The 6,771-nt window shown below is 68.1% G+C and carries 8 protein-coding genes; 4 read left to right on the top strand and 4 right to left on the bottom strand.

Going from position 1 to position 6,771, the window contains the following annotated elements; genetic code table 11:
- Positions 1-379: 379 nt before the first annotated feature.
- Positions 380-1,030 carry a DNA-3-methyladenine glycosylase gene (locus L0P92_RS40560; RefSeq protein ID WP_234768150.1) on the bottom strand — a complete coding sequence of 217 codons (651 nt, stop codon included), beginning with the start codon at positions 1,028-1,030 and terminating at the stop codon, positions 380-382.
- 140 nt (positions 1,031-1,170) lie between these two features.
- Between L0P92_RS40560 and L0P92_RS40555 the strand changes: the two genes are divergently transcribed.
- The 3 genes from L0P92_RS40555 to L0P92_RS40545 all read left to right on the top strand — a co-directional run bounded on the left by L0P92_RS40555 (position 1,171) and on the right by L0P92_RS40545 (position 3,202).
- Complete coding sequence (locus tag L0P92_RS40555) at positions 1,171-1,953, top strand: sporulation protein (RefSeq protein WP_234768149.1); 783 nt, start codon at positions 1,171-1,173, stop codon at positions 1,951-1,953.
- Positions 1,954-2,004: 51 nt separating this feature from the next.
- Positions 2,005-2,544 carry a YbhB/YbcL family Raf kinase inhibitor-like protein gene (locus tag L0P92_RS40550; RefSeq protein ID WP_234768148.1) on the top strand — a complete coding sequence of 180 codons (540 nt, stop codon included), beginning with the start codon at positions 2,005-2,007 and terminating at the stop codon, positions 2,542-2,544.
- 151 nt (positions 2,545-2,695) lie between these two features.
- Positions 2,696-3,202 (top strand): HNH endonuclease, encoded by a 507-nt coding sequence (locus tag L0P92_RS40545; protein WP_234768147.1) that lies wholly within the window; start codon positions 2,696-2,698, stop codon positions 3,200-3,202.
- A 121-nt stretch (positions 3,203-3,323) separates the two neighbouring features.
- Here L0P92_RS40545 and L0P92_RS40540 read toward each other — a convergent pair whose 3' ends face one another.
- From L0P92_RS40540 to L0P92_RS40530, 3 genes are all read right to left on the bottom strand, one after another.
- Complete coding sequence (locus L0P92_RS40540; protein ID WP_030053714.1) at positions 3,324-4,268, bottom strand: SPFH domain-containing protein; 945 nt, start codon at positions 4,266-4,268, stop codon at positions 3,324-3,326.
- Positions 4,269-4,401: 133 nt separating this feature from the next.
- Positions 4,402-4,833, bottom strand: a complete 432-nt coding sequence (locus L0P92_RS40535; protein ID WP_234768146.1) for an NfeD family protein — start codon at positions 4,831-4,833, stop codon at positions 4,402-4,404.
- 73 nt (positions 4,834-4,906) lie between these two features.
- Complete coding sequence (locus L0P92_RS40530) at positions 4,907-5,704, bottom strand: ABC transporter ATP-binding protein (RefSeq protein ID WP_234768145.1); 798 nt, start codon at positions 5,702-5,704, stop codon at positions 4,907-4,909.
- 146 nt (positions 5,705-5,850) lie between these two features.
- Between L0P92_RS40530 and L0P92_RS40525 the strand changes: the two genes are divergently transcribed.
- Complete coding sequence (locus L0P92_RS40525; RefSeq protein ID WP_234768144.1) at positions 5,851-6,639, top strand: Rv1486c family protein; 789 nt, start codon at positions 5,851-5,853, stop codon at positions 6,637-6,639.
- The last annotated feature ends 132 nt before the right edge of the window (positions 6,640-6,771 follow it).

The following is a 6,771-nucleotide window of genomic DNA, read 5'->3' as shown; positions in this document are numbered from 1 at the left end:
TGACTTTTGGCACGCTGTTGAGTTCTCAAGGAACGGACGCTTCCTTCGTACTCACCCTCTCGGGCTTTCCTCCGGGCAGTTTCCCTTCGGTCTTGCGTTTCCGACTCTATCAGATCCTTTTCCGATCCGATTCCCTGTCGGGAGGGTGTCGTTGGGTTCTGGGCTTTCGCCCGTCGGCCTTTCGACATTCACTACGTTAGCCGATTCCCTCGCCCGATTCATAATCGGGCTCTGTGGGCTCGAATTCAGGCATGCGGGCACGCCAAAAAACGACCCCGTTGAGGGTGTTTCGTTGGTAGTGGGTTGGCCGCTCCGGCTGCTGACTTCGCAGTACCCGGTTCAGCGGCTCGGGCTACGTTACGCGCCTCGCCCAGGCGCGTCAACTTCGGCGGCGCCTCGGGACATGAGCTCGATAGGGGCTGACCGTGGGGTCGTCCGCGATCCAGTATCGCCAGGGATGGATGTCCCCGTTTCCGCCGTCGCCTGACACGCCGGTGCGGGGGCCGTTGCGTACCTGGTCGGAGGGCACGGCCGTGCCGGTGAGCACCCTCAGGGGCGTCTCGCCGGTGGCGCACGCGTCCGTGCCGTCAAGGGCGCGGTCCACACCTAGGGCGGTGGCGAGGCGGGCCGGGCCTTTGGCCAGTTCCTTGTCGTTGCGGGCCGAGAGTCGACGGGTGCGGGCGAGTTCGGCGCCCTCGACGATCTCGCCGGCGCGCAGCAGGACCGCGCAGGCCTGGCCGTCGGGGCCGCAGACCAGGTTCATGCAGTGCCACATGCCATAGGTGAAGTAGACGTAGACGTGCCCGGGGGGACCGAACATCACGTCGTTGCGGGGTGTGCGGCCGCGATAGGCGTGGGAGCCGGGGTCGTTAGGGCCGTCGTAGGCCTCGACCTCTGTCAGGCGGAGGGTGATCGGACCGTCCGGGGTGGTGCGTACGAGGAGGCGGCCGAGGAGGTCGGGGGCGACTTCCAGGACGGGCCGGTCGAAGAAGTCCCGGGGCAGGGGCGTACGGTCGGGGGTCGCGATCATGCCGTCCGAGGGTAGTGCAGACGGGTGGTCGCGTCGGGGTGGTCAGGGGGCCTGCGCCTTGCCAGGGTGGGGACGCGGAACCGGCCACGGCCGGATCGCGTTTGTAGGGATCAAGGATCCACTCTGAAAAGAGGAGAGTCATGGCGTTCAAGAAGCTGCTCGCGAGCCTGGGGGCCGGCGGGGCTTCGGTCGAGACGGTGCTGACGGAGGTCAACGTCGTTCCGGGCGGTGTCGTCCAGGGTGAGGTGCGGATTCAGGGCGGGTCCGTGAACCAGAACATCGAGGGCCTGTCCGTGGGCCTTCAGGCGCGTGTCGAGGTCGAGGGTCAGGACTCGGAGTACAAGCAGGACATCGAGTTCACCAAGATGTCCCTCGGTGGTGCCTTCGAGCTGCAGGCCGGTGCCGTGCACGCGGTGCCGTTCGGGCTGGAGATCCCGTGGGAGACGCCGGTCACGACGATCGACGGTCAGACGCTGCGCGGGATGAACATCGGTGTGACGACGGAGCTGTCGATCGCGCGTGCCGTGGACTCCACGGACCTGGACCCGATCAACGTGCACCCGCTGCCGGCGCAGAAGGCGATCCTCGATGCCTTCATCCAGCTGGGCTTTCGCTTCAAGAGCGCGGACATGGAGCGCGGCCACATCCGGGGTACGCGGCAGAAGCTGCCGTTCTACCAGGAGATCGAGTTCTTCCCGCCGCAGCAGTACCGCGGTATCAACCAGGTCGAGTTGAGCTTCGTCGCGGACGAGCACACGATGGACGTCGTCCTGGAGATGGACAAGAAGCCCGGGCTGTTCAGTGAGGGCAGTGACACCTTCCGGTCGTTCCAGGTGGGGCTGAACGACTTCCAGGGGACCGACTGGGCGGCGTATCTCAACCAGTGGCTGTCCGAGGTCGGCAGCAAGCGCAACTGGTTCTAGGCTCGGAACCACAGAATCCGCGCTTCCGCTGTTCCTTCAGGAGGTATCGACGTGACCGAGCTCAAGAGGCGGCCGCTGCCCCACGACTTCCATCCGCCCGTGCCGTCCTTCACGGTCACGAGTGCGGACGTCGAGTCCGGCGGGACCCTCAAGGACGCTCAGGTCTACGCGGCCGGCAACACCTCGCCGCAGCTGCGCTGGGAGGGCTTCCCGGCCGGGACCAAGAGCTTCGCCGTGACCTGCTACGACCCGGATGCCCCTACGGGCAGCGGGTTCTGGCACTGGGTCGTGTTCGACATCCCGGCCTCGGTGACCGAGTTGCCGGTGGGTGCGGGCAGCGGCAAGTTCGAGGGGCTGCCGGAGGGTGCCGTACAGGCGCGGAACGACTACGGGTCGAAGGACTTCGGTGGCGCCGCGCCGCCTCCGGGTGACGGGCCGCACCGCTATGTGTTCACGGTGTACGCCGTGGATCAGGAGAAGCTCGGTCCGGACTCGGATGCCAGCCCTGCCGTCGTCGGGTTCAACCTGCGGTTTCACGCCATCGCGCGTGCCCATGTGATCGGTGAGTACGAGGTGCCCGCCGAATCCTGACGTTCATGGAACGTTTGCCCGTCCCTGGTCATGGAAGTGATCGGGGGCGGGCATTTTTTATTTCGTTGTCCATCTCGGCGTGCCCGGCCAGAGTTGATCCCAGCCCGCCAGGGGGTGGGCAGGTGCAGGTGCGCACGGGAGGTGGGCTGCAATGCGGGACACGCTGGTTCTGAACGCGAGCTTCGAGCCGCTGTCGACGGTGACGTTGAATCGAGCCATCGTTCTGGTGCTTCAGGACAAGGCCGTCGTCGAGCAGGCCCACCCCGAACTGCGGATGCGTGGAGCCGCCGTCGACATACCCGCGCCCCGGGTGATCAGGCTGTGCAGGTACGTACGGGTGCCGTTCCGAAGACAAGCGCCGTGGTCGAGGCGGGGTGTGCTGGTGCGGGACCGGCACCGGTGTGCGTACTGCGGGCGTCGGGCTACGACCGTGGACCACGTGGTGCCGCGGTCTCGGGGTGGGCAGGACACGTGGCTGAATACGGTTGCCTCGTGTGCGGAGGACAATCATCGGAAGGCTGACCGGACGCCTGAGCAGGCGGGGATGCCGTTGCTTCGGGAGCCGTTCGAGCCGACGCCTGCTGATGCGATGTTGCTGGCGCTGGGGGCCGATGACCTCCAGGCGCTGCCGGATTGGCTTGCTCGGGATGCTGCGTAGCTAATCGCCGTTGAGCTGTGGGTTGTTCGTCGGCTGCGGGCTCGTTGTGGCTTGTCGCGCAGTTCCCCGCGCCCCTAAGGGCGTGAAGGCCCGCCTTCCTTGTGAAGGCGGGCCTCTTATGTCAGTCGATCGACGGCTTCTCTCGGCGTTCCGTGCCAGTGCCTGAGGAGCCGTTGCCCGAACCGCCGCCGAGGCCGCCCAGGTTGCCCATGGCTCCGGAGAGGCCCTTGAGGGCGTCGCCGATTTCGCTGGGGACGATCCAGAGCTTGTTGGCGTCGCCCTCCGCGATCTTCGGGAGCATCTGGAGGTACTGGTAGCTCAGGAGCTTCTGGTCGGGGTCGCCGGCGTGGATGGCCTCGAAGACCGTGCGGACTGCCTGGGCCTCGCCTTCCGCGCGCAGGGCCGCGGCCTTGGCCTCACCCTCGGCGCGCAGGATCTGGGACTGCTTCTCGCCCTCGGCGGTGAGGATGGCGGCCTGGCGCGTACCTTCGGCGGTGAGGATCGCGGCGCGCTTGTCACGGTCGGCGCGCATCTGCTTCTCCATCGAGTCCTGGATGGAGGTGGGGGGCTCGATCGCCTTGAGCTCGACTCGGTTGACTCGGATGCCCCACTTGCCTGTCGCCTCGTCGAGGACGCCTCGCAGGGCCGCGTTGATCTCCTCGCGGGAGGTCAGGGTCCGTTCGAGGTCCATGCCGCCGATGATGTTGCGGAGGGTGGTGACCGTGAGCTGCTCGATCGCCTGGATGTAGCTGGCGACCTCGTAGGTGGCGGCGCGGGCGTCGGTCACCTGGTAGTAGATGACCGTGTCGATGTTCACGACCAGGTTGTCCTGGGTGATCACCGGCTGCGGCGGGAACGGTACGACCTGTTCACGCAGGTCGATGCGGTTGCGGATGGTGTCGATGAACGGGACCACGATGTTGAGGCCCGCGTTGAGTGTCCGCGTGTAGCGGCCGAAGCGTTCGACGATGGCCGCGCTCGCCTGTGGGATGACCTGGATCGTCTTGATCAGGGCGATGAAGACCAACACCACCAGAATGATCAAGACGATGATGACCGGTTCCATCGTCGTTTCCCCGTACCCCTTCTCCGCTGCGGCAACTTCGGCAGATCTTATGGTTGTTGAAGATCTTGCTGGTCGAGTCTGACAGACCGTCGCGTGGCCCGTGGCGCGTTCGGGCCACTTACGTCGTGCGAGGTCACATGACGATCGCCGTGGCCCCCTCGATGTCCACGACGTCCACTTCCTGGCCCACGTCGTAGGCGCGGTCGGTGTCGAGGGAGCGTGCGGACCAGACTTCTCCGGCGAGCTTGATCCGGCCGCCGGACGCGTCGACGCGTTCCAGAACGACGGCCTGTTTGCCCTTCAAGGCGTCGATGCCGGTGGCGAGTTGGGGCCGTTGCGCGCGATGTCGGTTCGCGATGGGCCGTACGACGGCGATGAGTGCGGTCGAGATGACGACGAAGGCGACCACTTGGACCACGGCGTCACCGCCGAAGATGCCGGCGACCACGGCGGCCGCGACGGCGCCCACGGCCAGCATGCCGAGTTCGGGCATCGCGGTGATCACCAGCCCGATGCCGAGCGCTGCCGCGCCGATCAACCACCAAACCCACGCGTCGATTTCCACATGGTCATGGTAGGACTGCGGGCCCTGTCGCGGACAGGGCGCCGATCGTTTGAAAGGCCCTTCTTACCGGACGTCAGGAGAGCGGGAGGCCCTGCGCCGTCCAGCGGTCGCCGACCTGCTCGACGACCAGAGGGAGGCCGAAGCAGAGGGAGAGGTTGCGGGAGGTGAGTTCGAGTTCCATCGGGCCGGCGGCGAGGACCTTGCCCTGGCGGATCATCAGGACGTGGGTGAAGCCCGGGGGGATCTCCTCGACGTGGTGGGTGACCATGAGCATCGAGGGCGCGATCGGGTCGCGGGCGAGGCGGCCGAGGCGGCGGACGAGGTCCTCGCGGCCGCCGAGGTCGAGGCCGGCGGCGGGCTCGTCGAGGAGGAGCAGCTCGGGGTCGGCCATGAGGGCGCGGGAGATCAGGGTGCGCTTGCGCTCGCCCTCGGAGAGGGTTCCGAACTTCCGGTCGAGGTAGTCGCTCATGCCGAGGCGGTCGAGGAAGGCGCGGGCGCGCTGCTCGTCGATCTCCTCGTAGTCCTCGTTCCAGGTGGCGGTCATGCCGTACGCGGCGGTCAGCACGGTCTGGAGGACGGTCTGGCGCTTGGGCAGCTTCTCGGTCATGGCGATGCCGGCCATGCCGATGCGCGGGCGCAGCTCGAAGACGTCGGTGCCGGGCTTGCCGAGGGGCTCGCCGAGGATGGTGGCGGTGCCCGTGGTCGGGTAGAGGTAGCTGGAGGCGAGGTTCAGGAGGGTGGTCTTGCCGGCTCCGTTCGGGCCGAGGATGACCCAGCGCTCGCCCTCCTTGACCGACCAGGAGACCTGGTCCACCAGAGCCCGGCCCTCACGGACCACGGATACGTCCTGAAGCTCCAGAACATCGCTCATGAGCGCGTTGTCTCCCCTTGCAGTGTGACCGGTGTCGGCGTCTCGGCGTCTCGGTGGTCGCGTGCGCCGGTGGGCGCAGCCCTCTAGGAAATCTACGCCACCGCTCGGGCGCTTCATTCCATCGGTCCGGTCCTTAGGGTGGGGGCATGCTCTCGGAACCACGTTCAGGACGCCTTGCCGCTTGGGGAAATGCCCTTTTGGCCGGACTTGTCCCGCCGGATGACGCTGTGCTGGAGATCGTCGGGGACGACGCCGTGCACCGGGTGGAGGGGCTGCCGGGTGAGTCGGCGCCCGTCGGGCTCACGCTGGCGCTCGGCCGGCTGCGGACGCTCGGGGTGAGCGGGCTGCGGGTCGCGCTGCCGGTGCCGGGGCATCCGCTGGGGCTGAGCGGGCCGCCTGAGTTCAACGCGCGGGCGATGGACGCCGAGGAGGCGGTGGTCTGTCACGGCGCCGCGTTCGGTTTGGTGCCGGAGGTGTACGAGGCCGGGCCCGACGGTGATGTGCATGTCGAGGTCGTCTGGCAGGTGCTGTCGGTGCGGGAGGCGCCGCCCGCGGATGTGCCGTCGCTGGGTGAGGCCGAGCGGGAGCTGGCTGAGGCGCTGCGGGACGCGACCGAGGTGTTGTCGCGGCTGGACGTCGCCGCGTCGGGGCCGGTGGCCGAGGCGGCGATCGACGCGTATCGGGCGCGGGCCGAGCGGGGGCGGGAGGTGTTGGCGCCGGGGTATCCGCCGCGGGCGGTGCGGGTGCTGGAGCTGGCGCAGCGGGTGGGGTTGTTGGTCTCGCTCGCTTATGAGAACGGGCACGGGGGTGCGGTCAGCTCCGCTGAGATGGGGGCTCGGGCGGAGGCGTTGCGGCCGGTGGAGCGGGTGGCTCGGCGGGCGCTCGTCGCTGCGTACAACTCCGTTGTGGAGGAGCGGGAGCGGGGGGTGCGGTGAGGGTCGGGGGTTTCGTGGGCGGCGTTGGTGTGGGCGTTTTGGGGGGGGGGGGGGCCCCCCCCCCCCCCCCCCCCCCGCCGCGCCCCCCCCGCCAACACCCCCCACGCGGGGGGCGGGGGGGGGGCCGGGGGG

Origin of the sequence: Streptomyces muensis, assembly GCF_021474425.1 — a bacterium.
Classification (GTDB): domain Bacteria; phylum Actinomycetota; class Actinomycetes; order Streptomycetales; family Streptomycetaceae; genus Streptomyces; species Streptomyces muensis.
This window is presented reverse-complemented; position numbering and strand designations above follow the sequence as displayed.

Coding starts and splice junctions, on each gene's coding strand:
- L0P92_RS40555 (WP_234768149.1), top strand. CDS start 1,171: ATGGCGTTCAAGAAGCTGCTCGCGAGCCTGGGGGCCGGCGGGGCTTCG.
- L0P92_RS40560 (WP_234768150.1), bottom strand. CDS start 1,030: ATGATCGCGACCCCCGACCGTACGCCCCTGCCCCGGGACTTCTTCGAC.
- L0P92_RS40525 (WP_234768144.1), top strand. CDS start 5,851: ATGCTCTCGGAACCACGTTCAGGACGCCTTGCCGCTTGGGGAAATGCC.
- L0P92_RS40545 (WP_234768147.1), top strand. CDS start 2,696: ATGCGGGACACGCTGGTTCTGAACGCGAGCTTCGAGCCGCTGTCGACG.
- L0P92_RS40530 (WP_234768145.1), bottom strand. CDS start 5,704: ATGAGCGATGTTCTGGAGCTTCAGGACGTATCCGTGGTCCGTGAGGGC.
- L0P92_RS40540 (WP_030053714.1), bottom strand. CDS start 4,268: ATGGAACCGGTCATCATCGTCTTGATCATTCTGGTGGTGTTGGTCTTC.